Source organism: Vreelandella gomseomensis, from assembly GCF_031451645.1.
GTDB lineage: Bacteria > Pseudomonadota > Gammaproteobacteria > Pseudomonadales > Halomonadaceae > Vreelandella > Vreelandella gomseomensis.
Window position 1 is genome coordinate 79,191 of the sequence record NZ_JARWAI010000004.1, and the last position, 26,467, is coordinate 105,657.

Sequence of the window (26,467 nt, forward strand, 5' to 3'; positions counted from 1 at the left end):
ATCACTCGCCCTTAAAATTCGATGCCGTCTATCTTGGCCACCGTCATAATATCCTTGTCACCGCGGCCTGACAGGTTGATGACAATATGCTGATCAGGACGCATGGTCGGCGCCAAGACCTTGGCGTAGGCCAAGGCGTGCGCGGTCTCGAGAGCCGGCATGATGCCTTCCATGTGAGTCAGCTCGCGGAAGGCCACCAGCACGTCGTGGTCGTTGGCGGCCACGTAGTTCACCCGCCCGACGTCTTTCCACAGGGCATGTTCGGGGCCTACGCCTGGGTAGTCCAGCCCGGCAGAAATCGAGTGAGTGTCGGACACCTGCCCGGCTTCGTCGGACATCAGGTAGGTGCGGTTACCGTGCAGGACACCGCGCGGCGCGTTGGACGACAGCGGTGCCGCATGGCGACCGGTTTCCACCCCGTCGCCCCCGGCTTCAACGCCGTACATGGCGACATCGTCGTCTTCGACAAACGGATAGAACAGGCCGATGGCGTTCGAACCACCGCCTACGCAGGCCACCAGCGCGTCCGGCAGACGGCCGATCAGGTCGAGCGACTGTCGACGCGCTTCGCGTCCGACGACGGCGTTGAAGTCCCGCACCAACTGCGGATAAGGATGCGGGCCCGCCACGGTGCCAATGATATAGAAGGTATTGTCGACGTTGGTGACCCAGTCGCGCAGCGCTTCGTTCATGGCGTCCTTGAGGGTACGCGTCCCCGACTCGACCGGAATCACCCGTGCGCCCAGCAGGCGCATTCGGTACACGTTCAGCTTCTGACGTTCAACGTCCGCCGCCCCCATGTAGACATCGCACTCAAGCCCCAGACGCGCCGCCACGGTAGCGGTTGCCACGCCGTGCTGGCCCGCTCCGGTTTCGGCAATCACCCTTGGCTTGCCGGTCTTTTTGGCCAGCAGCGCCTGACCAATGGTGTTGTTCACCTTGTGAGCGCCGGTGTGGTTCAAGTCTTCGCGCTTGAGCCAGATCTGTGCGCCACCGAGCGCCTGCGACCATCGCTCGGCGTGGTATAGCGGCGACGGCCGTCCGACAAAGTGGGCAAGGTCACGGTCGAACTCGGCCTGAAAGTCTGGGTCATCGCGCAGACTTAAATAGGTCTGCTCCAGCTCTTCCAGGGCAAAGCTCAAGGTTTCCGACACGAACCGGCCACCGTACGGGCCAAAATGCCCCCGGGCATCCGGCATTTTAGTCAGGTCACTGAAACGTGTTGTCGAAACGGTTTCAGACGCACCAGTTGCTGAGACAGTCACAGGGATACCTCACAAGATCGCCAGAACAGGCAAACAATAAATGAATTCACATCCAGACGCCGCTCGCAGACAGGACGAACCGCGTAGCGCACCTAATCGGCGTCGGCCAGCGCCACCTGACGCACAAAAGCCGTCATTTCTCGAGCGTCCTTAGAGCCCCGCGAGGCTTCAATTCCGCCGGAAACATCAACCGCATAGGGCATTACCCGGCGCACGGCCTGGGCGACATTTTCCGCCGATAATCCTCCTGCGAGAATAACAGGTTTTGCCAGCGTTGCGGGGATTCTCGACCAATCAAATGACTCCCCGGTGCCGCCCGGGGTTCCCGGCCGATAGGCATCCAGCAGCAACGCCTGAGCCTGGGTATAACGCTCGGCCTCAAGGGGCAGGTCGATGCCATCGCGCATGCGCAACGCCTTGATCCAGGGCCGCCCGAATCCGGCGCAGAAAGCGGGCGTTTCGTCGCCATGGAACTGCAATAGATCCAGATGCGGCAGACTCTGCTCGACCGCGTCGGCAGAGGGGTCGACAAACAGCCCGACCCGCGTGACAAAGGCTGGCACTCTGGCCGTAAGCGATGCCAACTGATCAAGGTCGACGCTGCGCGAACTGGGTGACCACATCACGAAGCCAAGCGCATCCACGCCCAGCGCCACGGCATGGGCGATGTCTTCATGGCGGGTAAGCCCGCAGAATTTCACCCGCGTACGAGTCAAGGTCTCAGCACTCATCACGATGTCTCCTGGGGCTTTTCCGGTGCTTCGCGGGTGATGCCCGGCTTGGGCTTGGTAAAGGTCAGCCGACGCCTGGCTGCCACGCGCTCGGTTTCGGGGAGTTCGCGCTCCCCTGTCCATTCGCCGGAAAAGGCCAGCAGGTTTGGCCCCAGCGGTTCCTTGGGCAGGTCAAAGCGCTCGTCGTAGATCGAATCGACGAAATGCAGGCCGCAGGCAGGCGCGGTGACATCCCCAAGTTTGCGATTCCTGAGCGCCAGCAGGCGTTCGATGTAGCCTTCATCCTGGGCGCCGCGACCGACGCTTACCAGGGCCCCGGCGATATTACGAATCATGTGGTGCAGAAACGCATTGCCCTGGATATCGATCATCACCAGCGGGCCAAAGCGCTTGACGTCGACAAAGTGCATCTGCCGCCAGGGCGTCTTCGACTGACAGCCCGCCGCACGAAAGCTCGAGAAATCGTGCTCGCCGACCAGCGCCTGGGCGGCGCGGTGCATGGCATCGGCATCGAGCGGGTCGCGACACCAGGTGACATTATGCCGCTCCAGCACCGGGCGACTGAGCTGATTGAGCAGCAGGTAGCGGTAACGCCGCCCCAAGGCGCCAAGGCGTGAATGAAAGTCGTCCGACACCGGCTTTACCCAGCGTATCGACACGTCGCGAGGCAGATTGGTATTCGCCCCGAACACCCAGGCTTTCTCGGAGCGCTGCGCCGGCGGGTCCAGATGCACGATCTGCCGGGTGGCATGCACGCCGGAATCGGTGCGTCCGCTGGCATGAATCTGCACCGGCGCACCGGCCACCTTGCTCAGCGCGTCCTCCACCGATGCCTGCACCGAGGCGGCGTGCTTCAGCCGCTGAAACCCGCAAAAGCGCGTGCCATCGTACTCGATGCTCATCGCCAGGCGACCGCTCAGCGGTTGTGTCTCGTCGAAATGGTAAAACAGCGTCATCGCTTCTTATCAACATTGCCAGGGGTGGAAGGCGCGCCATTATCGCGAGGCGCGGGAGCAAATGCCACCTCTTCGATCTCCCATTCCTCTTCGGGGTCGGCCACCGGCGGCGGAGCCGGTGACGCCGGCGCCTGGGCATCGAATTCCACCGTGGGCTGCATGGGAGTTTCCTCTCGCGCTGTGCTGCCCGAGGCCAGCATCGGCGGCTGATAGTCGATCATCCAGGCTTGTTCTTCTTCTGGGCCAGGGGCTGCCTTAGCGGGGCTCGGTTGCTCAGGGCCCTGTACCGTTGCATCCTCCTGACCACGGGCGCCCATTGCCGAAAGCATCGCTGCCACCGCCTGGGGTTTGGCCGGAGGTGCCAGCCACAGCGACGGGTCATGCTCGGCGGTGTAGGCCTGCAACGCCAGTCGCCGCTCCTGACCGATCTCGATCAGCCCGGCCGCCTGGGTATGAGCCATCGCGGCACGATCCAACGGTGCCTCATAAGCCGTTGAAGACAAGTTCTCATCGCGGGATGGCGGCTCTTGGAACGTCTCGCTGGTCACCGGCTCCTCCACCGCTTCGGCCATGACAGGCGGTGGCTGAGAGTGAGGCACCTGAGAAGGCGGTTCCGGTGGCATCGACGGCGTCACGCGACTCGGGCCAGCCGCCGACGGCGAGGACGCGTAGGCGTTATCGCCACCCGCTGCTGCCATTGCGGGCGGTGCTTCCCACTGCTGACGGCGGCGGCGCATCACGAGCAACAATCCCAGCAGCAGCACCAGCGCGATGACCAGCAGCCACCACTGATAGTCACTGAGGCGCTCGATGAGAGAACGACCTTGATTCTCTACCGGCGCTCTGGATGGAACGGACTGAGCGGCCAGCGCATCGCTGAGCCGCGTCACCTCTTCGCGCAGGGCAGCCAGCTCACCGCGCATCTCATCGAGCTCCTGCTGACGCTGCAGACTGAGCGCAGCTCCCATAGCAGGCGCTGGAGAGGACGCGTCAACAGGTGCAGCAGTCGCCGTTTCCAAGGTGGACGCTGCGGCGTCAGGGGTCGCACGCGGAGCACGGCCAAGCGCCTGCGCCGCACTAAGCGCGGCGGCATCGACACCCGGCGCGCTTTGCTCCACCTGCGGGCTGGGCGCATCGGACGTCGCGTCGTCGGCGACCGCCTCTATCTCGGGTAACGCCACTGGCGCCGGGCCATTTTCATCGCGGCGCTGCCAAGCTGCGTTCATTGCCCGGATGGTCTCGGCCGCCTGCTCTGCCGAACGCGCCATCACCCGCGACTCATCGGGCAACGTCAACCGCTGGGCGGCGCGCATTTCGTGGATATTACCCGAGGGAAAGGCGCTGGGGTTGGCTTCAAGCAGTGCCAGCATCATCTGCTGGACGCTGGCCTGTTCGGGCTTGGTACGCGCCGCAACGCTCCATAGCGTATCGCCGCTGCGCACGTACGCGTCGCCCTGGGCGGCCTTACGGTTTTGCGGCACGGCAGGGGCATCATTCCCGGCGGCAGGATTCTCGGCGGCAGGTTGAGGCGCTACTGACGCTGCCGGTCGATCGGCAGCACCGTAGTCAGCAGGATCAAACAACAGCGTGATGGCCTGGGACTGCCGACCACCGGGGGAATCCACGGTCAGCAGCAGGTCCAGCCAAGGCGAGGTAATCGGCTGGTTGCTGGTCAACACCACCACGGGCTGCCCCTGGCGCTCTTGAATAACGGCCTGGACGCGCCCCGCCATCGGTGTCCATTCAACCCCCGCGTCGGCAAAGGCATCCTCACCGGCGACGCTGACCTCAATCGCTGACGGTGAATACGCGTCGCCATCCACAAGCGGAACCATGGCCTGCAACGGGGCCTCTAGCCGGGACTGCACCTGGGCAGGCCCCAACTCAAGCGCCCAGCCAATTGACCCCACCATGCTTAGCCAAAGCCCTACGGCCAGCGCGCCTAGCTGTTTCATGGATGCCCCTGTTGCCAATTGAACTTTTTTATATAACCCGCCGCTTCATTGTGCAGCGCTTTCATACTTTTTTACCACAAATTTACCCGAGACCCTTTAAACAGCCCTTCATCCAGGTAAGTAAAAAAAGCTTCCAGAGCTTGCTCTGCCTCAGGAAGGTAAATTGGGAAAATTGCCCCAAATAATAGTGAAGAGCCTGTTTTTTGACTTCCAATGCCAAAGTGGTGGGTAACATAACTGTACTTCCTGAATCGATATTTATTGGCTTATAAATCAAGCTGCCGAACTGGCATCAGCCCCATCTGGGCTGCCGCACGCGCTTGTTTACTGTTGCGGGTAATGGCAACTTTGCCACTGGCTAGCCAGTGAAAACGACGCGGGGCATCCAAATTGCCCACCTCGGCATTTTTCATCCACGCCAACAACCATTCTTTTTTCTTGATTACCTGACTGACTTCCGATGTATAAGCGGGATGTACTTCTACGAAATGCAGTGTCTGCTCATGGGCAATCACGTAGTCCCAACGCGAAGCCTGAGGCTGCTGCACGGCGAGACTGGCGTCAATATCGCCACTGCCAAGGCAGTGACGTGGGTTACCTAGGTTTATAAGCGATCGGTCGGCAGCCTTAAGTGCCTGCAATCCTTTTCTATAAACGCCCTTTCCGAGATCCTTTTCTATTGCCTTCAGAAAACTCTTTCCCAATGTCATTCACCAGCCTCCTGCATCAAACGGCTGATGACATCGGAAGCGCGGCTGCTGAACTGGGTAATACCCCCCCAATCCGCAATAGAATCATTGGCAGAGAACGGATCAAGCGATGAGATATCCTTGGTGGATACGCCCTGGTCACCCGGTTCAAAATAGAAACTGTTGACTGCTTTATCAGACAAAACCACGCTGAAGACGTCACGCATTCCGGGCGAGTTAGGCAGGTCAAAAAGCTCGAACAAGGCTTCCGGCGTGCCCTTGTTGCCCTGCAGCGTGCGAATGGCCCAAGCAGCTTCCAGCAGCAGCGGCGAATGTGTAGAAATCACCACCTTATAGCCTCGGTACATCAATTCCAGGCAAATGAGCAACACGGACTGAATTGCTTGCGGGTGAAGACCCATCTCGGGCTCTTCAATCACCACCCAGTCTACGCCCTTGCGCCTGGCCGAACCCGCCGAGGGCATCAGCCAGTAAAGGCTGAATAGAAGCGGCATAAATTCACGCTGACCAGCCGACCAAGCCATATAGGGCAAGGTGGCACCGCCTGCATTGATCACAATCCGCTTTTTCAGATCGTGCACTTCCTGGGTAACGGTTGCGCCATGAAAAATACTGTCGTCGATGCGGTCACGGAGTACTTCTTTCAGGCGGCTTTTGATCGGAAACAACTGGTTGTCTTGACCACCCAGCCCTTTCTCCATGAGCCTGCGCAAATTCTCGCTAAAGCTTTTCACCACAAAAGGATCGAGCGCGGCAAAGCTCTCATAACTGCGCGGACGGCCCTGATCCAGCGTCAGCACTCGCTGAGCCGGCACGAAAAACACCGACTCCTGATCTTTGCCGTTACCCTTGCGCAGCCCGGTAAGATCAATCGATTTACCATCCGGTTTGACCAACGATTCCTGACGCCAAATAGCCCCCATACCTTCCCCGAACATCAATGTCAGCAACGGATCACTGGAACTATCCGCAGCGCCGGGCTCGTAACTGTAGCCATACCGCTTGAGAGTCTTGGTGATCGAACCATGATCCTGTACCAGTTTAAACAACTGAAGAAACACACTCTTACCGCTGGCCTGGGGGCCAACGAGCAAGGTGAGGTCGCCAAATTCGACTTCAGCCTTCCTAACCTGAGCGAGCTGTTCAACGTACAATTGTTTCATGGTCACTTTTCCAAAGATTCATTGGTCGTACTGTAACTTACCAGGCGCACGCTGGCATCAGTAAGGCCAAGGCCAGACAACACTCGCTACCTCACACAAGACTGGGATCTGTTCAGCTCCCATTTCACCGGCATCTTAAAGCAGCCGCACATAAAAAACGGGAAGCGTTTGATTCGCCCCCCGTTTTCGTCCGCTTGGGATGCGGCTTTTTCATCCGCTTAGGATGCGTCTTTGGCCTCGGCGGAAACTTACTGCTCGCGCAGGATCATCAACATGCGCTTGAGCGGTTCAGCCGCGCCCCACAACAGCTGGTCACCAACGCTGAACGCCGAGAGATACTCACCGCCCATTTGCAGCTTGCGCAGACGGCCAACCGGCACTTGCAGCGTGCCTGTCGCCGCCGCAGGCGTTAAGCCTTCGTTGGTGGCATCTTTCTCGTTGGGAATCAGCTTGACCCACTCGTTGTGCTTGGCAATGCGGTCTTCGATCTCGTCCAGCGGCACGTCCTGCTTCAGCTTGATGGTGAACGCCTGGCTGTGCGAGCGCATGGCACCGATACGTACGCAAAGGCCATCGATGGGAATCGGGTTGTTGTCGAGACCCAGAATCTTGTTGGTCTCAACGCTGCCCTTCCACTCTTCGCGGCTTTGGCCGTTATCCAGCTTGCTGTCGATCCACGGCAACAGACTACCGGCCAAGGGCGCACCGAAGTTCTCGGTGGGGAAGTTGCCGCTACGCATGGCCGCCGTCACTTTGCGATCGATATCCAGAATAGCGCTGGAGGTGTCTTTCAGTTCTTCGCCAACGCTATCGTGCAGCGTGCCCATCTGGTTGAGCAGCTCGCGCATGTGCTTGGCACCTGAGCCGGACGCCGCCTGATAGGTCATGGACGTCATCCACTCGATCATATCGGCTTCAAACAGACCGCCCAGCCCCATCAGCATCAGGCTCACGGTGCAGTTGCCGCCGACGAAGGTCTTGGCGCCCTTGGCCAGCTGTGCGTCGATCACGCCACGGTTGACCGGGTCCAGCACGATCGTCGCTTCATCTTCCATGCGCAGCGTGCTGGCCGCATCGATCCAGTAGCCTTGCCAGCCTGCACTGCGCAGGTCCTTGTAGACCGGCTTGGTGTAGTCGCCGCCCTGACAGGTGACCACCACATCCAGCGCCTTGAGCGCCTCGATATCAAAGGCGTCTTTCAGCGGAGGGACGTCCACACCGATGTCGGGGCCGGGCTGGCCAACCTGGGAAGTGGTGAAGAACACCGGCTCAATGCCGTTGAAATCACCATCTTCCTGCATGCGCTGCATCAGCACCGAGCCGACCATGCCGCGCCATCCCACGAAACCGACTTTCAACATCTGAAGTCCTCCTGCAAAGAATGAGTACTTGCATTATACACGATTCTTGATGGTGATTTTGAAGCGCGAAGATAGGTTAAGGGCTATCCCTGCGACAGGCCTTCGAGGGAGCGCTGTAAACCCATCCCTGGGCGCTACTTTTTCCATCCCTGGAAAAAGACCCCCTCTACGGCCTGCCCCAGGCTCCCTTAACGCAGCCGCATTGCCAATAAACTACTGCTTGGCAAACGCTACCAGCACTGCATCACCCATGGCGTCGGTACCGATGGTCTGCATGCCTTCAGAGGCAATGTCCGCGGTGCGCAGGCCGTCATCCAGCACGCTGCCCACGGCGGCTTCGATACGCTCGGCCATGGCGTTTTCGCCCAGCGAGTAGCGCAGCATCATGGCCACAGAGAGCATCATCGCCAGCGGGTTGGCAATGTTTTTACCGGCGATATCCGGTGCGCTGCCGTGGCAGGGCTCGTACATGCCCTGCCCGCTTTCATTGAGCGAAGCAGAAGGCAACATACCGATGGACCCCGTGAGCATAGCGGCGGCGTCGGAGAGAATGTCGCCGAACATGTTGCCGGTCACTACCACGTCAAACTGCTTCGGCGCACGCACAAGCTGCATGGCAGCGTTATCCACGTACATGTGCGACAGCTCAACGTCCGGGTATTCCGGTGCCAGTCGCTCCATGACCTCACGCCACAGGATCGTCACTTCCAGCACGTTGGCTTTATCCACCGAACAAAGCTTCTTGCCACGCTTCTGGGCCATTTCAAAGGCCACGCGACCGATACGCTCGATCTCGCTTTCGGAATATACGTAGGTATTGAAGCCCACGCGCTCGCCGTTGCGCTCTTCGATGCCGCGGGGCTGGCCGAAGTAGATGCCGCCGGTCAGCTCGCGGACAATCATGATATCCAGCCCGGCCACCAGTTCGGGCTTGAGGCTGGAGGCGCTGGCAAGCTGTGGGTAGAGCATGGCCGGGCGAAGATTGCCGAACAGCCCCAGGTTTTTACGCAGGCCCAGCAGGCCTTTTTCGGGCCGCTTGGATAGATCTTCAATCTTGTCCCACTTGGGGCCACCCACTGCCCCAAGCAGAATGGCGCTTGCGGCTTTGGCTTTATCCAGCGTTTCCTCGGGCAGCGGGTCACCGTGGGCATCGTAGGCCGCGCCACCGACCAGCGCCTCTTCGACGTCGATATCCAGCCCGGCGTCCTGGCAGGCTTTCAGCAGGCGCGCTGCCTGGGCAGCAATTTCGGGGCCGATACCGTCACCCGGCAATAATAGAACCTTATGTGTCATGCAACGTCCTTAGCATTTATTCAAGCGGTGGCTTACGCAGGCTGGCGGAACAACCAAGGCCGTGCCTGGCGGTGGCTTTCCTCAAAGCGTCGAATGGCGTCTTCGTCTTTCAAGGTCAGGCCAATATCATCCAGGCCTTCCAGCAGGCAGTGCTTGCGGAACTCATCGACCTCGAACTCAAGAATTTCGCCGCGATGGGTAATCACGCGCTGATTCTCCAGGTCCACGTCCATGCGGTAGCCTTCTTTCGCTTCCACTTCATCGAACAGGCGATCGATCGTGTCTTCGTCGAAGGTGATAAGCAGGATGCCGTTTTTGAAGGCATTATTGTAGAAAATATCGGCAAAGCTGGGTGCCACCACCACCTTGAAGCCAAAGTCTTCCAGCGCCCAGGGAGCATGCTCGCGGGAGCTGCCGCAACCGAAATTACGCCGTGTCAGCAGTATTTCGGCCCCCTGGTAACGCGGCTTGTTCAACACGAAATCCGGATTCAGCGGCCGCTGCGAGCAATCCTGCCCTGGCTCGCCTTCATCCAGATAGCGTAACTCGTCAAACAGATTGACCCCGAAACCGGTCCGCTTGATCGACTTCAAAAACTGCTTCGGGATGATCAGATCGGTGTCCACGTTGGCGCGATCAAGAGGCGCGACGACGCCTTCAAAACGTTCAAACTTTTTCATGGCTTAGGCCTCCTGAGCGTGGGTTGCATCGTTAGCGGGCAGGCTGCGCACATCGACAAAGTGACCGGCAATGGCCGCCGCTGCCGCCATGGCGGGGCTTACCAGGTGAGTGCGACCGCCGTAGCCCTGGCGCCCTTCAAAGTTGCGGTTGGAGGTCGAGGCACAGTGCTCGCCCGCACCCAGTTTGTCGGCGTTCATCGCCAGGCACATGGAGCAGCCCGGCTCGCGCCATTCAAAGCCCGCATCGATGAAGATCTTGTCCAGGCCTTCCTCTTCCGCCTGGCGCTTCACCAAGCCGGAACCGGGCACCACCATGGCAAGCTTGATGGAGTCGGCGATTTTATTGCCCTTCGCTACCTTGGCGGCTTCGCGCAGATCTTCAATGCGCGCATTGGTGCAGGAGCCGATGAAAATCTTGTCCAGCTTGATATCGGTAATTTTCTGGTTGGCCTGCAGACCCATGTACTCAAGCGCGCGGGTGTGGCTGCGCTGCACGGTTTCATCCGGCGCGGCGTTGGGATCGGGCACCTGGCCGGAAATGCCGGTGACCATTTCAGGGCTGGTGCCCCAGCTCACCTGGGGTTCGATGTCTTCGGCTTTCAGGGTAACCACATTGTCAAAGACGGCATCCGGGTCGGAAACCAGGTTGCGCCAGTCTGCCACGGCAGCTTCCCACTGCTCACCGGTCGGCGAATAGGGGCGGTTGCCGATGTAGTCAATCGTGGTGTCATCCACGGCAATCATTCCGACCCGCGCACCCGCCTCAATGGCCATGTTGCACACGGTCATGCGGCCTTCCATGGACAGCGACTCGATGGCGCTACCGGCAAACTCGATGGCATAGCCGGTGCCACCCGCCGTGCCAATCTTGCCGATAATCGCCAGCACCACGTCTTTGGCGGTCACGCCCAGGCCCAGCTCGCCTTCAACCCGCACCTGCATGTTCTTCATCTTCTGGGTCAGCAAGCACTGGGTCGCCAGTACGTGCTCGACTTCCGAGGTGCCGATACCGTGGGCCAGCGCACCAAAAGCACCGTGGGTGGCGGTGTGGGAATCGCCGCAGACGACGGTCATGCCCGGCAGGGTTGCGCCCTGCTCTGGCCCGACCACATGGACGATGCCCTGGCGCGGGTCATTGATACCGAACTCGGTGATGCCGTATTCGACGCAGTTGTCGTCAAGGGTCTGCACCTGGATCAACGACACCGGGTCTTTGATACCGCTATTACCCTGAGAACGCTCTATCAGGGTCGTCGGCACGTTATGGTCAGTGGTCGCGAGGTTGGTATCCAGGCGCCATGGCTTGCGGTTCGCCAGGCGCAGCCCTTCAAAGGCCTGGGGCGAGGTCACTTCGTGAAGCATATGGCGGTCGATATAGATCAACGCGGTGCCGTCATCGCGCTGCTTGACCAGGTGCTGATTCCACAATTTGTCGTAAAGCGTTTGACCTGACATGTGTTTCTCCCGGGCTAGGCCCTGCTAGTTCATAGCGGCAGCTTTTTGGCGCTGCTTTTTTAACGTGTGGTAGGAGTGTCACGCGGCTCGAAGATAAAAGCAATTCATGTTATTCATAGAATAGATTCCAAACTGGAATACATCATCCTGCCGCCACCATGGCTTTGCCTCAAAGGAGGCCTCCACGATGGATACTCAAAGTCTTCAGGCCTTTTTGGCCGTCGCCGACACGCAAAGTTTCTCCCGGGCGGCGGAGCAGCTACACCTGACCCAGCCAGCGGTCAGCAAGCGTATTGCCACGCTGGAGTTCCAGGTAGGCAGGCCTTTGTTCGACCGCATTGGCAGACGCATCGCGTTGACCGAAGCGGGCAGCGTCCTGCTGCCCCAGGCGCGCCAGATCCTGTTCGCGGTAGAAGACAGCCGCCGGGCGCTGGCCAACCTCTCCGGCCACGTGGGCGGGCGTTTGACCCTGGCCACCAGCCACCACATCGGGCTACACCGCCTCCCACCCATTTTGAAGGACTACACACAGCGCCACCCAGAAGTAGAGCTGGACCTGCATTTTCTGGACTCGGAACTTGCCTACCAGGGCGTACGCGATGGCTCGTTGGAAATGGCCGTGGTGACGCTTGCGCCCCACCCCATCGAGCATCTGCACGTGGTGGAGCTATGGTGCGACCGGCTATGCTTTGTCTGCTCCACCGATCACCCGCTGGTCAACGCAGACCAACAAGAGTCGTTGTCGCTGGCAACCCTTTGCGACTACAGCTGCGTAATGCCGGGCGCGAAGACCTTTACCGGCACGCTGATTGCCCAGCGCTTTGAAGAAGCCGGCCTGAAACTCCCGATCAGCATGGCCACCAACTACCTGGAAACGCTCAAGATGATGTGTAGCGTGGGGTTGGGCTGGAGCCTGTTGCCGGAAAAGATGCTCGACCACGACCTTGTCGAGCTAGACGTAGCGACCGCCCCGCTCCACCGCCCACTGGGCTACCTGGTACACACCAACCGCACGCTCTCTAACGCTGCCCTCGCTATGCTCAATTTGCTCGACGGCACTCAGGAAACCATGGCCCTAAACCAAATTGGTCAATGACGTTATTCATCAGCCAAAAACTCAAGTGTGATGCGCCATAATGAATAAAAACGGCAATATTATGTCGTCTTATATCAAACAAAACCTCATCAGTGTGTCGTAAAACATCATGTGGCGTTGCACCGCACCCACTATTCTGCTGCGCACCACATAACGAAACCGTGACACAACGAGGTGACGCAATGAGCCAGCTCCCCCAAGCCTGGGCCGCCCAGCAGCCCGAAAACGCCTTGACTCTGCCGTCTCGCTATTTCTACGACCCGGCGCTATTCGAAACCGAGCGTGAGCGTATCTTCATGGGCGCCTGGCATTTCGGCTGCCACGTCAATGAGCTCGACTGCGCCGGGGCCTTCGTCGTACGCGATATCTTCGACCAGAGCGTCATTTTGATGCGCGATCGCGAGGGCGAGCTACATGCTTTTCACAATGTTTGCCAGCATCGCGGCAACCGGCTGCTGACCGAGACACGGGGCGTACAAAAGGGAGTGATCCGCTGTGCCTACCATTCCTGGTGCTACGGTGCCGACGGCCGTCTCAAGGCCGCCCCGCGCAGCGATCGCATCGAGGCTTTCAACGTCGACGACTACCGGATTCCACCAGTCCGCTTGCAGGTCTTCGCCGGCAGTGTCTACTTTAACTTCGACCCTGACGCTGCGGACATGCATGACCTTTTCCCTGATGCTGAGGCGGCGATCCGCGATGCCATTCCTAACCTCGACAAGATGCACCTGATCCAGGAGGACGACGTCATCGTCCCCGCCAACTGGAAGGTGATCATGGACAATTCCATCGAGGGCTATCACTTCCAACTCTCGGGCCCTTGTCACGTGGACCTGGCGTCGTTGATCGATTTCTCCGGGTACAAGCTTCGCCACCACAACAACTGGTGGACCTACGGCGCCCCACCTAACCACGAGGCCACCGAGGCCTACGGCGAGCCCATCGGCCGCCCGGTTGAGGACGGCGATGGCTTCTTTAACATCGGCCTATGGCCCCACAACACCTTTTACCAGTTCCCGTTTTCGCAATGCATGGGCACCTTCATGATCATTCCGCTGGACGCCGAGCGAAGCATCCTGCGCTTCGGCTACTACAGTGTCCAGGGTGCTGACAGCCTGCCTGAGGTAACCCGGGCAAGTATCCGCTGGATGAACGAGGACCTAGGACCGGAGGATATTGAGCTCAACGTCACTACTCAGAAGGGACTGCACTCCATGGGCTACGACCAGGGCCGTTACATGATCGACGCCGAGCGTAGCAACGAGAGCGAGCACCTAGTGCTTAACTTCCATCGCTTAGTGCATAAGGCCCTGCACGGCGAAAATCGAGGCGGGGCATGACGGGCGAGCAACCTTTCGTTGGTAAGCGGGTGCTGGTCACCGGCGGTGCCCGCGGGATCGGCGCCGCCACCGTGCGCCGTTTCCTTGAGGAGGGCGCAACGGTAGCCGTCGGTGCTCGTCGCTCGGCCTCCGTCGATGCCCTGTGCCACGAGCTGGGCGACGAGGCCCGAGTGATCTCTGCCCCGGGAGCACTTGAGGATCGCAGCTCCTGCGCCGCCGTAGTAGAGACGGCGGTGGCAGGCCTAGGCTGGTTGGATATCCTGGTCAACGCCGCCGGTGTCTTCGAGGAGATGCCTTTCGAGGCCATCAACCAGGCCCACTGGGAGACCACCTTCAAAGTAAACGCAGCTGGCACCTTCTTTACCCTCCAAGCCGCCCTGCCCCACTTGGAGGCCGCCGTCGGCAACGCCGTGAACTTGGGCTCGGACGCTGGGCTTATCGGTTTTCCGCCGAGCAGCGTTTACTCCGGCGCCAAGGCGGCGGTGGTAAACCTCACCCGTGCGCTGGCCCTGGAGCTCGCCGGTCGCATCCGTATCAACTGCGTCTGCCCGGGCAACGTCGCCACCGACATGATCAACGCTGCCGCCGAGGCCAGTAGCAACCGTGAGGCCTACCTAGCTGCCGCCAGGGATCGCGCCCCGATGGGTCGAATGGCTCTGCCCGAGGAGGTCGCCGATGCCATCCTATACTTAGCCTCGCCCCGGGCCAGCTTCACCCACGGCGCCATCCTATCGGTCGACGGCGGCGGGGTTTGCGGGTTCTAAAACGCCATCGATAAAAATACAAGGAGACTCCCCATGACGAATCATCACGACACCCTGCGAACCGGCCTGGTGACCGCCGCCTTTTGCATCGTCGCTCTGCCCGGTCTCGCCCATGCCGAGGAGTTACGCTTCGCCACCCCACCTTGGCCTGGTGCCACCGTCAAAACCGAGGTCGCCAGCCAACTTCTGGAGCGCCTCGGTTACCAGACCAGCGTCAAGGAGGCCAGTACCGCAATCATCCTGGAGGGCCTGGTTGGTGGTGACATCGACGTCGATATGGCTCTATGGCGACCCTCCCAAGGTGGCATGCTCGACCCGCGCCTGGAGAGCGGCGAGCTGGTCGAGCTCGTCCACAATATCCAAGGCGCGCGCTTCAGGCTCGCCGTCCCTGGCCACGCTAGAGAGGCCGGCGTGCGTTCTATGGCTGACCTGGCCAAGCACGCTGAGCGCTTTGACCACAGACTATATGGCATCGAGCCCGGCAACGTCGGCAACGAGATCATGCAGAGAGCCATTGAGGATGATACCTACGGCCTCGGCGACTGGCAGGTCGTAGCGTCCAGCGTAACCGGTATGCTCTCCCAGCTCGAAGCCAACAACGACAGCGATCGTTGGACCGCTTTCTTGGGCTGGGAGCCACACTGGATGAACGTTGCGTACGATGTGCATTACCTAGAGGATCCTGAGGGCCTATGGGGCGATGCCAGCACTGTCTCCACCGTGGCCAGCACCGAGTTCGTCGAGCGCGCGCCCAATGTCACCACCTTCCTTGAGCAGATGATAGTGCCCATCGAGGTGCAGAACGCCTGGGTTCACGAGTTCAGCCGCGAAGATCGCCCCTTAAGGGAAGTGGCTAGCGACTGGCTCGACACCAACCCTGAGCTGGTCGGCAAGTGGCTAGAAGGCGTGAGTACCGCTAACGGTACCCCCCAGAACCTGGAGTCACCATGAATCTTCCCAGTGACTACGACTACATTATCGTCGGCGCTGGCTCGGCAGGCTGCGTGCTCGCCGACCGCCTGACCGCTGACGGCCGCTACCAAGTGCTTTTGCTCGAAGCTGGCCCCAAGGATCACTCCTGGACTATTCACATGCCAGCAGCTATGGGCGCCGCCATCGACGGCCCACGCTTCAACTGGCACTACTGGGCTGGCCCCGAACCCCACCTGAACGAGCGCTATGTCGCCACTCCCCGAGGCAAGACTCTGGGCGGCTCGTCCTCAATCAACGGCATGGTCTATATTCGCGGCCATGCCCGGGACTACGACGCCTGGGCCGAGGTCGGCTGCCAGGGGTGGAACTACGCCCAGGTACTACCCTACTTCAAGCGCGCCGAAGGGCACGCCCTGGGCGGCGACGACTACCACGGCGCCGACGGCCCGCTGCGGGTCAGCCCAGGGCGACCCGCCGACCCGCTGTCCAAAGCCTTTCTGGAGGCCGGCGAGCAGGCCGGCTACGGGGCCAGCGCCGACGTCAACGGCTACCGCCAAGAAGGCTTCGGCCGCATCGATCGCACCACCTGGAAGGGCCGACGCTGGAGCACCGCCCGTGGCTACCTGGCCCGTGCCCGCACACGGTCCAACCTCACGGTAATCACCGGCGCCTTGGTCGAGCGGATACTAGTCGAGAATGGCCGCGCTCGGGGAGTGACCTACCGTCGCGGCTCAAGCTGCATTGAGGCCCATGCCCGCCGGGAGGTGCTGCTGGCCGGTGGCGCCATCAACAGCCCCCAACTGCTGATGCTCTCTGGAATCGGCCCGAAGGACGAGCTCAAGCGCTGGCGCATCAACACCATTCACCGCCTGGAAGGGGTCGGCCGGCGGCTCAGCGATCATCCGGATACCGTAGTCGCCTACCGCTGCCCCCAGCCGGTCTCTCACGCCCCCTGGACTCGGGCGCCGCGCAAGTGGTGGCTAGGTATGCGCTGGTTTGCCGACCGAGGTGGCCTGGCCAGCACTAACCTGTTCGACGCCGGGGCCTTCATCCGCTCCCGGGCCGGAGTCCAGCATCCTGACCTGCAGCTAACCTTCATGTCGCTGGCCATCGAACCCGGCACCGTGGAGGCTCTCAAGGAGCACTCCTTCCAGATACACATTGACCTGATGCGCCCCACCAGCCTGGGTCGTGTCCGCTTGGCAGATACTGACCCAGCGAAGGCCCCGGAGATTATCTTTAACTACCTGGCAACCGAACGCGACCGCGCCGACATGCGCGCAGCGGTGCGGCTGGTCCGCGAGCTGGTTGAGCAGCCGGCCTTCGACGGCCTGCGCGGCGAGGAGATCACCCCGGGGGCGGGCTGCCAAGGCGACGAGGCCCTGGACGCCTGGGCTCGGACTACCACTGAAACCGGCTATCACGCCGTCGGCACCTGCAAGATGGGCCCGGCAAGCGACCCGGAAGCGGTGGTCGACCCCGAGCTGCGTGTCCATGGCCTGAACGGGTTGCGCGTGGTGGACGCCTCCATCATGCCGACCATCGTTAGCGGCAACACCAACGCTCCGACCGTGATGATCGCCGAGAAAGCCAGCGATCTGATCCTCGGCCGCCACGCACCGAAACCTAGCGAGGTGCCGGTATGGATCCACCCTGACTGGCAGCACCAGCAACGCTAAGGAGGCACCCATGCCCGATCGCCTATCGATGACGCTGACCCGCCACCGCCGCTTGGCTCCGTCTATCGTTGAGCTTACCTTCGAGGCCACCGATGGCGGATCGCTGCCCACAGCCCCGGCCGGGGCCCACCTAGAGCTTGAACTGCCCAGCGGTCTCACGCGCCACTATTCACTGCTCGACGACGGTGGCAACGGCCGCTACCGACTAGGCGTACTGCGCGAGCCCAACTCCCGGGGTGGCTCGATTTTCCTGGCCGACGAAGCCCAAAAGGGGCTTACGCTCTCCGCCTCCGCGCCCCGAGACCGCTTCCCACTGGATGAGAGCGGCAACCGCCAGGTACTAATCGGTGGCGGCATCGGCATCACACCACTGGTGGCCATGGCCCGGCGGCTGTGCGCTCAGGGCGTCACCCCAGAGGTGAACTATCTGGTGCGCAGGGAAGCAGACGCCGCCTTTGTCAAAGAGCTAGTCACCCTGCTGCCCGAGGGCGCGCTGCGCCTGCACGTCTCCGAGCGGGATGGCCGCGCCCAGGTGGCCGAGCTAGTCGGCGAGGTAGACGCCGACACCCGGATCTACGCATGCGGTCCTGAGGGGCTTCTCGCCGCTCTAGAGGCCGAGGCCAACGACTGGCCGACTGGCTGCTTGCGCCTGGAGCGCTTCCGTGGCATGGCTGCAGACACCACTTCCCGGGGGGGGCAGTGCGAAATTGTGCTGGCACGCAGCGAGCGAACCTTCATCCTGGCGCCCGATGAATCGCTGATCGACGGCCTCGCCCGTGCCGGCGTTGCACCGCCCACTCTGTGTGGCGAGGGCGCGTGCGGCACCTGTGCCTGCGGTGTGATCGAGGGCGCTGTAGACCACCGCGACGTTCTCCAGGACGACGCGGAAAAGGCCGCCAACGACACCCTCTATGCCTGTGTTTCCCGCCCGGCGGGAGCACGTTTGATACTCGATCTATAATCCCTAAAACCTCGATGGAGGCTTTTATGCCCCTGACCTATGACGACTGGAAAAGCCGCGCCGCTTACCTGGAAACCGACGGCCGCGCCTGGATCGCCGGCCGGCGCTGCCCCGCCGTGGACGGTGCCACCCTGGACTCGATCAACCCCATGACCGGTGCTCCGGTCGCCGCCATCGCCGCCTGCGAGGCGCCCGACGTGGATCGCGCCGTAGCCGCCGCCCGGGCGGCCTTCGTGGCCGGCAACTGGGCACGAGCCGAGCCCGGCGAGCGGCGCCGGGCGATGCAGGCCATCGCCGGCGAGATCCGCGCCCATGCCGAGGAGCTGGCCTTGCTCGACAGCCTGGAGAGCGGCAAGTGCATCGTCGAGGCTCTGGAGGACGCCCAGGAGGCTGCGGTGCTCTTCGACTGGTACGGCGAAGTCCAGGACAAGGTCTACGACCGGGTCGCGCCCTCCCCGGCCGGCGTTCAGGCCACCATCACCCACGAGCCGCTGGGCGTGGTGGGCGCCGTGGTCCCCTGGAACTACCCGCTGCACAACAGCGCGGTCAAGCTCGCCCCTGCCCTGGCGGCGGGCAACAGCCTGGTGCTCAAGCCCGCCGAGGAATCCTCGCTATCTGCCCTGCGCCTGGCCGAACTTTGCCAGGCGGCAGGTCTACCCGACGGCGTGCTGAACGTGGTGCCGGGCCACGGCCATCTGGCTGGCGAGGCATTGGGTCGCCACAACGATGTGGACGCCCTTGGCTTCACCGGCTCCACCGAGATTGGCAAACGCTTCATGGTCTATGCTGGCGAGTCCAACATGAAACCGGTATGGCTGGAGTGCGGCGGCAAGAGCCCGCTACTGATCTTCAACGACTGTACCGACCTGGAAGCGGCAGTGGACGCAGCAGTGGCGGGCATTTTCACCCACGCCGGCCAAGTGTGCTCAGCCCACTCACGACTGCTGCTCCAGGACGGCATCCACGATGCCTTCCTCGCGGCTCTGGACGCGCGCCTGGAAGCCCTAGTTCCCGGCGATCCGCTGGATCCAGCCACCCGACTCGGCCCACTGGTCAGTCGCGCCCAGTTCAATAGGGTTCGCGAGTACCTTGACATAGGCCGACAAGAGGCCATCTTGCGCCACGGCGGCAGGTCTCTCGAAGCGGCAGGTGGCGGGCTCTTCATAGCCCCTACGGTGTTCACCGGCGTCACTCCTGAGCACCGACTGTTTTGGGAGGAAGTCTTTGGCCCAGTGCTGGCAGTAAGTCGCTTTACCGACGAGGCCGGGGGCGTGGCGCTGGCTAACAAAAGCCATTATGGCCTGGCCGCCTCACTTTGGACCGCCGATCTTGGCCGAGCCCACCGCTTATGCGACTGCCTCCAGGCAGGGACAGTGACGGTCAACGGGGTCGATGCGGTGAGCCCCCAGACCCCCTTTGGTGGCATGAAACAATCTGGCATCGGCCGTGACTACGAGCTGGCTGGTATGCGTAAGTACATGGCGCTGAAGACCCGCTGGATCCACTACTGAGCATAGGAGCAAACCGTGAGCAATATCCCCGAAGTACCAGGCAATAGCCGCGAACAGCTGGCCAGCGCCTTCCGCTGGCTGGCCCGCCTGGACATGCATGAGGCGACTGCCAACCACTGCAGCTTGGCTACCCGCCAGGGCGGTGAGAGTTTCCTGATCAACCCTGCGGGCTGGCACTTCGCCGAAATTCGCGCCAGCGACCTGCTGGAGGTCGAGGCACGAGGCAGCGAGCGCCCGCCCGAAATCGACCCTACAGCCTGGGCGATCCACGGCGCTATGCACCGCCAAGGCCGTGAAGTAGGCTGCATTCTGCACACCCACTCGCTCTACGCCACTGCCCTGGCCTGCTTGACCGAGCCCGAGCTACCCCCGGTAGAGCAAAACGCCATGCGCTTCTACGAGCGGGTGCGCGTCGATTGTGGTTTCGACGGCATGGGCCTTGGCGACGAGGCAGAACGCCTAGGGCGGCTAGCCGGCGAGGTACCGATCTTGCTGCTGGGCAACCACGGAGTGATCGCTACCGGCGCTGATGTCGCAACTGCCTTCGATAACCTTTATTATTTCGAACGTGCCTGCCGCTCCTATTTGGTGGCCCGAGCCAGTGGCCTGCCGCTGGCCCCAGTAAGCCCAGAAATAGCGCGCAAGACTGCCGCCCAATGGGACAAATATACGCAGGAGGGTGCACCCCAGGCCCACTTCGCGGCGCTTATGCGCCTGCTCGATAAGGAGGGCGACGACTACCGAAGCTGAGATCGCACCATGACCAACACTCTAACCCCCACCCCGCCAGCGCATCGGCTCGGCATCCTATTGCTGCCACAATTTTCGTTCGCTGGCCTTGGGGCTGTGCTGGATCCACTGTTTATCGTCAACTGGCTGGCCCAGGAGCAGCGCTTCGAGTGGCGGCTCCTAGGCAGCGAGGCGACAGTGGCTGCCTCTAACAGGGTACCCCTCGGGGTAGAAGTCGAATGGCCAGCCCCCACTGAGCTGGACAGCGTACTGGTACTGGCCAGCTTTGAGACCAAGGCGCTCACTGGTGACCGTTCTCTGGCCATGTGGCTGCGCCATTGCGCCGCTACCGGGGTGGAGTTGGGTGGCATCGAAATGGGCAGCGAGGTGCTGGCCGCAGCAGGATTGCTTGACAAAAAGCGTGCGGTAGTTCACTGGGATAACCTAGAGGGTTTTCAGGAGCTGTACCCTCGTGTAGAGGCCGTAGGCGAGCTCTACAGTTTAGATGGCGGCCGTATGACCTGCGCTGGCGGAACTGCGGTGCTCGATATGATGTTGGCGTGGCTGGCCCTACGGGTGGAAGCGCCACTGATGGAGGAGCTGCGCAACCATTTGCTAGAGCGCCGCCGTCGCCCGGGTGACACCATCCAACTCGCTGCCGCTCCGGAGCGAAAGCCGGAAACGTCGGCCCAGATACGTCGGGTGATCCGTATGATGCGACAGGCCATTGAGTCACCACTATCCAGTATCGAGTTAGCCAAAGGAGTTGGGCTCTCTGTGCGCCAGCTTGAACGTCGCTTCAAGGCCGAGCTCGGTGTCACACCCAAACGCTACTACCTTTGGCTACGCATCAACCGCGCCCATCGCTTGCTACAGCAGACGGATCTGGGTGTTGCTCAGGTTGCCTCAAGCTCCGGCTTTGGCTCCTTGGAGCACTTCTCCCGAACCTATCGTCACTTCTTCAGCTGCGCACCCAGCGAAGATCGCATGCAGTCCCGTAGCGCACCGGTGCTGCCGCTACGCTATCTACCACACCGCAACTAGCCACTGTCCTACCATCAGCGGCTCTAATTCAATTAATAAGTGCGCCACCTGCGAGTTTCGACTGCTCCCGAGTATTCCCTAAGAACACCTGGGCTGGGATTCGGTATCCCAACCGTTTTCTTGGTCTATCATTAAGCCTATTGACCAACCTCCGCAGCTCTGTGTCAGACACGCTTCGGAAGTCAGTCCCTTTCGAGAAATATTGGCGAATCAGACTATCAGTATTTTCATTGGTGTGACGCTTGCATGAGCGGTACGGGTCATAAAATAGATCTTGGCCTGAACGGCTTTGGCAACCTGTCGACGCTCGGCGAATTCCGACCCGTTATCCCAGGCGATGGCCTGCGCTGCGACTCGGCGTGGCTCTAACAACTGGGTCATCGCCTTGGTAGTTCCATTGACCGTGACCTTCGGCAACCGCGCTGCCAAGAGGTAGTCACTACTTAAGATAGAGAGGTTACCGACACTGGTTCTCATGCCTCTACTTTGTGATTCAAAGTGCTGCACTGGTTTTATGAATGCAGGTTATTTTAGAAGCAAATATAATAAAGATAACGGTATAACAGTGCCCGCCCAACCACGACGGTCTCGTCAGAGTGTGGGCCTTCTGGCGCTACTCGGCAAAATGAGCCTGGTAGTTCACCTTCATCAACGAATTATTCTGCCCCATGGTCATCAGAAAGATACCAATCTTGCGGTTACCCTCGATCCAGGACACGTTGGCTTTTCGCATAATGCCGGCCTGGGTGGTTTCTGCATCCGCTTCCTCGCCATATTGCTCGCGCAGGTCTTTCGTCAGCGCCTCTACCAGCCCCAGATTGGTCTCGAAATCTCGCGCGTCGTCCAGCTTGAAGGTGACCTGGGTAAGTTGGCCGTCCATGAAGTAAAACTGCTGGGTAAATATTTCACCAGCGAGCGCCACATCATCCTTGCGCGCTTCCTCTACCGCCGTGGTGGCCAGGCGACCACCGTCCTCTATCCGGTAGGCCCCATCCACCGCGTGCAGCACTTCCTTTACCGTCATCCCGGCGTCGGTCGGTCCCCAGAGCTGCTCAGCAAGGGCAAGGTTGGGTAGCAGTAGCAACAGCATGATGCCCGTGATTAACGAACGCATTGCTGATCCTCCTTGAGTCTTGTTGTTGGTATTCTGACTAACTGCCTTGGCAGGTGGCCGCTTCTCGACAGCAGTGGTCAGCTATTGCCTGCCTGTTCACAGCGCTGATCCATGCAAATAGCCGGGTGCTCGTTGCCTGGCTTACCGACGACTCGTGCCGGGACGCCGACGACCGTTGTATGCGGCGGCACATCCTGAAGCACCACGCTGCCTGCGCCAACCTTCGATCCAGCGCCAATGCGGATATTGCCAAGCACTTTGACACCTGCCGACAGCAGGACGCCACTCTCAACCTTGGGGTGCCGATCCCCTTCTTCCTTCCCCGTGCCACCTAGCGTTACGCCCTGAAGCATGGATACATTGTCGCCAACCACCGCCGTCTCACCGATCACAACGCCATTGCCATGGTCGATGAATACCCCATCACCCAAGACGGCAGCAGGGTTGATATCCACCGCAAACACTTCGGAGACCCTGCTTTGCAGATAGAGCGCCAGAGACCGCCGCCCTTTCGTCCAGAACCAGTGGGATACCCGATACGCCTGCAACGAGTGAAACCCCTTGTGATTCAGAAAAGGATTCGCCAGGCCATGCGCCGCCGGGTCACGATCCGCGGCCGCCGCCAGATCATTGCGGATCGCCTTCCTGATGTCGGGGGAGTCAGCGAAGGCTTGAGAAATCACCTCCCGAAGGCTCATGGCGGGGAGATCCGGAGAGGAAAGCTTGCCTGCAAGCAGGTAAGACAGCGAATCTTCCAGCTCGCAATGGTTGATCACCGTCGCATGCAGGTAGCTCGCCAGGATCGGCTCTGACCCTGCCAGAGCGCGCACCTCTTCACGTAACGTCTGCCAGGTAGCGTCTTCGATCTGCACGTGATTTAACCTCCTGATGTCTAAAACTGACGTATTCCGGATCCTCGATGGCTTGGCAATGGCAGTAGAGCCGACCTGCCTTCAAGCCATTCCCATTTATCGCGGTTTTCGAATACGTGCTTCCCTTTATATTTCAGCGCCTAACTGAGCCAAAAACTGCTTCATAAAGGCGGTTCTCTTGTCCGCCTCTTCCTTGGCAGATTTCGTGTTCATGGTTTCAGCAATGTTAAGTAGCTTGGTATAGAGGTGATCAACCGTATTAACACGGTCATTTGGCGCACGAACATCGCAGAACGGGTCTTCTGGGTCATACAGCCCCACCCCTAAACCTGTGCTCACCTGAAGGCACCTTGCAATCCCGATAGCCCCAAGCGAATCCAGCCTATCGGCGTCTTGTACAATCTGTGCTTCTATCGTTTGAGGGTGTACCTTCGCGCTGTAACTATGCGCGACGATCGCATGCCCTATCTCGCTGTGATATTCAGATGGATAATCGATGGCCGCCAGGAAATCCAGCGCCTTCTCGGAGGCGACAAAAGAACTCCGAGCCCTGTCGGGGTGATTCTTGGGGAATGAAAAGCAATCATGTAAATACGCGGCCGGCAAAACCACTTCAAGTTTTGCCCCCTCCATTTCACATAACGATTTAGCGGTTTTAACGACTCTAAACACATGATTCAAATCATGCGCCGGGTCTTGCTCCATTTCAGCGTTAATGAAGCTGATGAACTGGTGTTCATAGTGCTCTAGCACGCTACATCCTTATTCGTCATTTACCGCTAATGCCTGCACTTATCAGGCAGGTCTATTACCCGGTGAGAATCTCAGGCTCACATCCGACGTCAAAATTGACGGAATTGGCAATAAAGCAGAACGAATGCGCTTTATCGTGCAGGGATGTCGCAAGCTCGCTGTCGTCAGCCGCCCCTATTCGGATGCGTGGCTTCAGCGTTACGCTTTCGAAATAGCCACTGCCATTGGTCGTCTCGATCATTCGACCCGTGGCGTTGTCTATGTACTCCGTTACCGTAATGCCAGCGTTGGCGCACAGATGCAGATACCAAAGCATATGGCATGACGAGAGCGAGCTTAGCAATAGCTCTTCGGGGTTATATCGGGACGCGTCGCCCAGGAAGGCGGGATCTGCCGATCCGAAGATTGTCGGTTTGCTGGCGCACGTTATCTCGTGGTCACGCGAGAAGGCGCGGTAATGTTTGGTACCCTCGCCTGCATTACCCGTCCAGACAACGGTAGCGGCATAATCGTGCCTACCTTTTTCTGACATTGATGCTTTCCTCTTCAGAAATGACCCGCCTCATCGCTTAAACGGAGACGCACCCGTCGGTTGGCCTTTATCCACCATACTGGGCGAACACTTCTTCGCCGGTCAGCTGCTTGGTTTTTTCTGCCAGCGAATAGTAGCGCGGCTTCTGGTCGATGAATATTTGCTCGGTTATTTGCCAATCATCCGATCCATCAAGAAGACCAACGGGAAGCGCGTAATGACCATCCTGCTTTAAGCGATAGAAGAGATGCGTGCCACACTGCTGGCAGAAACCACGCTCGGCCCATTCTGAGGAACTAAAGGTGGAGATATGCTCTGCGCCTTTGAAGTCCACATCACCGGCAAACTCAACCGCAAACATCGGGCCACCGCCCCACTTTCTACACATTGAGCAGTGACAAACGCCGACATGGTTGCTCTTGGTGGTAACAGCGACGCTGACTAGACCGCACAAGCAAGCCCCCTGAAGCTGTGTGTTAGATGCCATCTTGGTCTCCTTCAGTTGTGCTCCAATCAACTCTGATTCCCCCACTATTGTCTCGATGAGGGAATAAACGCAGTTGCTAGCCCGCCGGATCGATGGTCAAGCGGTGAGCCAATGCGTCGTGGAGTGTTTGCCGGGCCGCTTCATCGAATAAAACAAAGCGGATCAGGCGCACTTTGTGCAAGGTGGGCAGTACGGCTTCAAGGGTCGTCGCGCACACTTGTGCGGCCTGCTCCGCCGGATAGCCAAAGGCGCCAGTGGAGAGCGCCGGACAGGCCAGCCGCTCAATGCCGTGCTCCTCGGCCAGTTCCAGCGCATTACGGTAGCAGTCTGCCAGCAGTTGACCCTCGGGCTTGTCCACGCCATACACCGGGCCCAGACAATGAATCACCCACCGGTTAGGCAGGTCATGGCCACCAGTGAGTACCGCTTGCCCAGGTACGATAGGCGCCATCGGCCGCCCTTCTTCCGCCAAGCCTGGCCCGGCAGCGCGATGAAGCGCCCCGGCGACGCCACCGCCGGTTCTCAATTGCGCATTGGCAGCATTGACCACGGCATCGACATCGGGCTGTTGGGCAATATCGCCCACCACGCACTGCACGCTGATGCGATTGTCGCTCATAGGCTCCTCCGTCTGTTGCCACGTATCACAAAGCCCCTACTGATGCAGCGCCTTAGTGACTGCGGCAAATACTGAAAGTGTAGACTGAAAAAGCGCTTTGGTTCATGCATTGCCCTGAGTGATCGCACTGGCTTCGCGAATCTCATTAATCGCGGCACCAGCATTATCTCTCCCCGGTATCGGGTGCTTTCATGCCGCGCTGCATGTCGATGATGATGAGAGCAATCGGTTCGTGGATCATATTTTCCAGCGCTAACGCTAGCGGTAACCGGCACCGGAGCGAAGCGCAGGGAACCATAGCCCGCAAGGGATATGGTGTCCGGTTGACCGCCTGGTTAAGGGCCGTTTACCCGTTGTTTTGTTTTGGCACCCAATTCCGAATGCCTACTCCCGATACCTTGTACCAACTTGACCCATTGCGCTAGGAGCCAGAGCACCGAATGACCGAATTTGCCCGGCGGATT

At 60.1% G+C, this 26,467-nt stretch carries 25 protein-coding genes and 1 pseudogene; 9 read left to right on the forward strand and 17 right to left on the reverse strand.

All coding sequences use genetic code 11. The features are described from left to right. Nucleotides 1-11: 11 nt before the first annotated feature. The 10 genes from trpB to leuC form a co-directional block, all read right to left on the reverse strand. Nucleotides 12-1,271: a tryptophan synthase subunit beta gene (gene trpB, locus QC815_RS06215; RefSeq protein WP_422828597.1), complete on the reverse strand. Its 1,260-nt coding sequence runs from the start codon at nt 1,269-1,271 to the stop codon at nt 12-14. Between the two features lie 86 nt (nt 1,272-1,357). Then, complete coding sequence (locus tag QC815_RS06220; protein WP_230448032.1) at nt 1,358-1,996, reverse strand: phosphoribosylanthranilate isomerase; 639 nt, start codon at nt 1,994-1,996, stop codon at nt 1,358-1,360. Next, a complete protein-coding gene (gene truA, locus QC815_RS06225; RefSeq protein WP_230448031.1) occupies nt 1,996-2,952 on the reverse strand; it encodes a tRNA pseudouridine(38-40) synthase TruA in 957 nt (318 codons plus the stop codon). The genes QC815_RS06220 and truA overlap by 1 nt, the downstream gene beginning before the upstream one ends. Then, the gene (locus QC815_RS06230) at nt 2,949-4,907 is read right to left on the reverse strand and encodes a FimV/HubP family polar landmark protein (RefSeq protein ID WP_309767503.1); all 1,959 of its coding nucleotides are present in this window, start codon (nt 4,905-4,907) and stop codon (nt 2,949-2,951) included. Before QC815_RS06230 ends, truA begins: the two co-directional genes overlap by 4 nt. Nucleotides 4,908-5,173: 266 nt before the next feature. Beyond that, a complete protein-coding gene (locus QC815_RS06235; RefSeq protein WP_309767505.1) occupies nt 5,174-5,617 on the reverse strand; it encodes a hypothetical protein in 444 nt (147 codons plus the stop codon). Then, nucleotides 5,614-6,780, reverse strand: a complete 1,167-nt coding sequence (locus QC815_RS06240) for an ATP-binding protein (RefSeq protein ID WP_230448028.1) — start codon at nt 6,778-6,780, stop codon at nt 5,614-5,616. The genes QC815_RS06235 and QC815_RS06240 overlap by 4 nt, the downstream gene beginning before the upstream one ends. Nucleotides 6,781-7,028: 248 nt before the next feature. Further along, nucleotides 7,029-8,141, reverse strand: coding sequence for an aspartate-semialdehyde dehydrogenase (asd, locus tag QC815_RS06245; protein ID WP_230448027.1), 1,113 nt, complete (start codon nt 8,139-8,141; stop codon nt 7,029-7,031). A gap of 213 nt (nt 8,142-8,354) precedes the next feature. Further along, entirely contained in the window at nt 8,355-9,434 is a 1,080-nt protein-coding gene (gene leuB / locus QC815_RS06250; protein ID WP_309767508.1) for a 3-isopropylmalate dehydrogenase, read from the reverse strand. Nucleotides 9,435-9,466: 32 nt separating this feature from the next. Next, the gene (leuD, locus tag QC815_RS06255; RefSeq protein WP_092828797.1) at nt 9,467-10,114 is read right to left on the reverse strand and encodes a 3-isopropylmalate dehydratase small subunit; all 648 of its coding nucleotides are present in this window, start codon (nt 10,112-10,114) and stop codon (nt 9,467-9,469) included. A gap of 3 nt (nt 10,115-10,117) precedes the next feature. Further along, nucleotides 10,118-11,569, reverse strand: a complete 1,452-nt coding sequence (leuC, locus tag QC815_RS06260; RefSeq protein WP_092828795.1) for a 3-isopropylmalate dehydratase large subunit — start codon at nt 11,567-11,569, stop codon at nt 10,118-10,120. A gap of 187 nt (nt 11,570-11,756) precedes the next feature. Between leuC and QC815_RS06265 the strand changes: the two genes are divergently transcribed. From QC815_RS06265 to QC815_RS06305, 9 genes are all read left to right on the forward strand, one after another. Next, entirely contained in the window at nt 11,757-12,665 is a 909-nt protein-coding gene (locus QC815_RS06265) for a LysR family transcriptional regulator (protein WP_309767512.1), read from the forward strand. Nucleotides 12,666-12,847: 182 nt separating this feature from the next. Beyond that, nucleotides 12,848-14,005: an aromatic ring-hydroxylating oxygenase subunit alpha gene (locus tag QC815_RS06270; RefSeq protein ID WP_309767514.1), complete on the forward strand. Its 1,158-nt coding sequence runs from the start codon at nt 12,848-12,850 to the stop codon at nt 14,003-14,005. Then, the gene (locus tag QC815_RS06275; RefSeq protein ID WP_309767516.1) at nt 14,002-14,769 is read left to right on the forward strand and encodes an SDR family NAD(P)-dependent oxidoreductase; all 768 of its coding nucleotides are present in this window, start codon (nt 14,002-14,004) and stop codon (nt 14,767-14,769) included. The genes QC815_RS06270 and QC815_RS06275 overlap by 4 nt, the downstream gene beginning before the upstream one ends. 33 nt (nt 14,770-14,802) lie before the next feature. Next, a complete protein-coding gene (locus QC815_RS06280) occupies nt 14,803-15,720 on the forward strand; it encodes an ABC transporter substrate-binding protein (RefSeq protein ID WP_309767518.1) in 918 nt (305 codons plus the stop codon). Next, on the forward strand, nt 15,717-17,381 hold the full coding sequence (locus QC815_RS06285) for a choline dehydrogenase (RefSeq protein ID WP_309767520.1): 1,665 nt from the start codon (nt 15,717-15,719) through the stop codon (nt 17,379-17,381). The genes QC815_RS06280 and QC815_RS06285 overlap by 4 nt, the downstream gene beginning before the upstream one ends. Nucleotides 17,382-17,391: 10 nt before the next feature. Then, the gene (locus QC815_RS06290) at nt 17,392-18,342 is read left to right on the forward strand and encodes a PDR/VanB family oxidoreductase (RefSeq protein ID WP_309767522.1); all 951 of its coding nucleotides are present in this window, start codon (nt 17,392-17,394) and stop codon (nt 18,340-18,342) included. A 26-nt stretch (nt 18,343-18,368) separates the two neighbouring features. Further along, complete coding sequence (locus QC815_RS06295) at nt 18,369-19,853, forward strand: aldehyde dehydrogenase family protein (protein ID WP_309767524.1); 1,485 nt, start codon at nt 18,369-18,371, stop codon at nt 19,851-19,853. 15 nt (nt 19,854-19,868) lie between these two features. After that, entirely contained in the window at nt 19,869-20,603 is a 735-nt protein-coding gene (locus QC815_RS06300; RefSeq protein ID WP_309767525.1) for a class II aldolase/adducin family protein, read from the forward strand. Between the two features lie 9 nt (nt 20,604-20,612). Next, entirely contained in the window at nt 20,613-21,626 is a 1,014-nt protein-coding gene (locus QC815_RS06305; protein WP_309767527.1) for a GlxA family transcriptional regulator, read from the forward strand. A 28-nt stretch (nt 21,627-21,654) separates the two neighbouring features. On the opposite strand, the pseudogene QC815_RS17355 reads toward QC815_RS06305, so the two are convergent. From QC815_RS17355 to QC815_RS06340, 7 genes and pseudogenes are all read right to left on the reverse strand, one after another. After that, nucleotides 21,655-22,067, reverse strand: a pseudogene (locus QC815_RS17355) (IS30 family transposase); the annotation flags it as partial. 172 nt (nt 22,068-22,239) lie between these two features. Further along, the gene (locus QC815_RS06315) at nt 22,240-22,740 is read right to left on the reverse strand and encodes a hypothetical protein (RefSeq protein ID WP_230448023.1); all 501 of its coding nucleotides are present in this window, start codon (nt 22,738-22,740) and stop codon (nt 22,240-22,242) included. 77 nt (nt 22,741-22,817) lie between these two features. Next, the gene (gene cysE / locus QC815_RS06320) at nt 22,818-23,612 is read right to left on the reverse strand and encodes a serine O-acetyltransferase (protein WP_309767531.1); all 795 of its coding nucleotides are present in this window, start codon (nt 23,610-23,612) and stop codon (nt 22,818-22,820) included. A 126-nt stretch (nt 23,613-23,738) separates the two neighbouring features. Then, nucleotides 23,739-24,365 (reverse strand): HD domain-containing protein, encoded by a 627-nt coding sequence (locus QC815_RS06325; RefSeq protein ID WP_309767533.1) that lies wholly within the window; start codon nt 24,363-24,365, stop codon nt 23,739-23,741. Nucleotides 24,366-24,420: 55 nt separating this feature from the next. Further along, entirely contained in the window at nt 24,421-24,897 is a 477-nt protein-coding gene (locus tag QC815_RS06330; RefSeq protein ID WP_309767535.1) for an OsmC family protein, read from the reverse strand. Nucleotides 24,898-24,964: 67 nt separating this feature from the next. Then, the gene (locus QC815_RS06335) at nt 24,965-25,384 is read right to left on the reverse strand and encodes a GFA family protein (RefSeq protein WP_309767537.1); all 420 of its coding nucleotides are present in this window, start codon (nt 25,382-25,384) and stop codon (nt 24,965-24,967) included. Between the two features lie 76 nt (nt 25,385-25,460). After that, on the reverse strand, nt 25,461-26,003 hold the full coding sequence (locus QC815_RS06340) for a macro domain-containing protein (RefSeq protein ID WP_230448018.1): 543 nt from the start codon (nt 26,001-26,003) through the stop codon (nt 25,461-25,463). Nucleotides 26,004-26,467 lie beyond the last annotated feature (464 nt).

What these genes read in the sequence shown, in the direction of transcription:
- QC815_RS06220 (WP_230448032.1), bottom strand. Translation starts at nt 1,996, where the DNA reads ATGAGTGCTGAGACCTTGACTCGTACGCGGGTGAAATTCTGCGGGCTT.
- truA (WP_230448031.1), bottom strand. Translation starts at nt 2,952, where the DNA reads ATGACGCTGTTTTACCATTTCGACGAGACACAACCGCTGAGCGGTCGC.
- QC815_RS06230 (WP_309767503.1), bottom strand. Translation starts at nt 4,907, where the DNA reads ATGAAACAGCTAGGCGCGCTGGCCGTAGGGCTTTGGCTAAGCATGGTG.
- QC815_RS06235 (WP_309767505.1), bottom strand. Translation starts at nt 5,617, where the DNA reads ATGACATTGGGAAAGAGTTTTCTGAAGGCAATAGAAAAGGATCTCGGA.
- QC815_RS06240 (WP_230448028.1), bottom strand. Translation starts at nt 6,780, where the DNA reads ATGAAACAATTGTACGTTGAACAGCTCGCTCAGGTTAGGAAGGCTGAA.
- asd (WP_230448027.1), bottom strand. Translation starts at nt 8,141, where the DNA reads ATGTTGAAAGTCGGTTTCGTGGGATGGCGCGGCATGGTCGGCTCGGTG.
- leuB (WP_309767508.1), bottom strand. Translation starts at nt 9,434, where the DNA reads ATGACACATAAGGTTCTATTATTGCCGGGTGACGGTATCGGCCCCGAA.
- leuD (WP_092828797.1), bottom strand. Translation starts at nt 10,114, where the DNA reads ATGAAAAAGTTTGAACGTTTTGAAGGCGTCGTCGCGCCTCTTGATCGC.
- leuC (WP_092828795.1), bottom strand. Translation starts at nt 11,569, where the DNA reads ATGTCAGGTCAAACGCTTTACGACAAATTGTGGAATCAGCACCTGGTC.
- QC815_RS06265 (WP_309767512.1), top strand. Translation starts at nt 11,757, where the DNA reads ATGGATACTCAAAGTCTTCAGGCCTTTTTGGCCGTCGCCGACACGCAA.
- QC815_RS06270 (WP_309767514.1), top strand. Translation starts at nt 12,848, where the DNA reads ATGAGCCAGCTCCCCCAAGCCTGGGCCGCCCAGCAGCCCGAAAACGCC.
- QC815_RS06275 (WP_309767516.1), top strand. Translation starts at nt 14,002, where the DNA reads ATGACGGGCGAGCAACCTTTCGTTGGTAAGCGGGTGCTGGTCACCGGC.
- QC815_RS06280 (WP_309767518.1), top strand. Translation starts at nt 14,803, where the DNA reads ATGACGAATCATCACGACACCCTGCGAACCGGCCTGGTGACCGCCGCC.
- QC815_RS06285 (WP_309767520.1), top strand. Translation starts at nt 15,717, where the DNA reads ATGAATCTTCCCAGTGACTACGACTACATTATCGTCGGCGCTGGCTCG.
- QC815_RS06290 (WP_309767522.1), top strand. Translation starts at nt 17,392, where the DNA reads ATGCCCGATCGCCTATCGATGACGCTGACCCGCCACCGCCGCTTGGCT.
- QC815_RS06295 (WP_309767524.1), top strand. Translation starts at nt 18,369, where the DNA reads ATGCCCCTGACCTATGACGACTGGAAAAGCCGCGCCGCTTACCTGGAA.
- QC815_RS06305 (WP_309767527.1), top strand. Translation starts at nt 20,613, where the DNA reads ATGACCAACACTCTAACCCCCACCCCGCCAGCGCATCGGCTCGGCATC.
- QC815_RS06315 (WP_230448023.1), bottom strand. Translation starts at nt 22,740, where the DNA reads ATGCGTTCGTTAATCACGGGCATCATGCTGTTGCTACTGCTACCCAAC.
- QC815_RS06330 (WP_309767535.1), bottom strand. Translation starts at nt 24,897, where the DNA reads ATGTCAGAAAAAGGTAGGCACGATTATGCCGCTACCGTTGTCTGGACG.
- QC815_RS06335 (WP_309767537.1), bottom strand. Translation starts at nt 25,384, where the DNA reads ATGGCATCTAACACACAGCTTCAGGGGGCTTGCTTGTGCGGTCTAGTC.
- QC815_RS06340 (WP_230448018.1), bottom strand. Translation starts at nt 26,003, where the DNA reads ATGAGCGACAATCGCATCAGCGTGCAGTGCGTGGTGGGCGATATTGCC.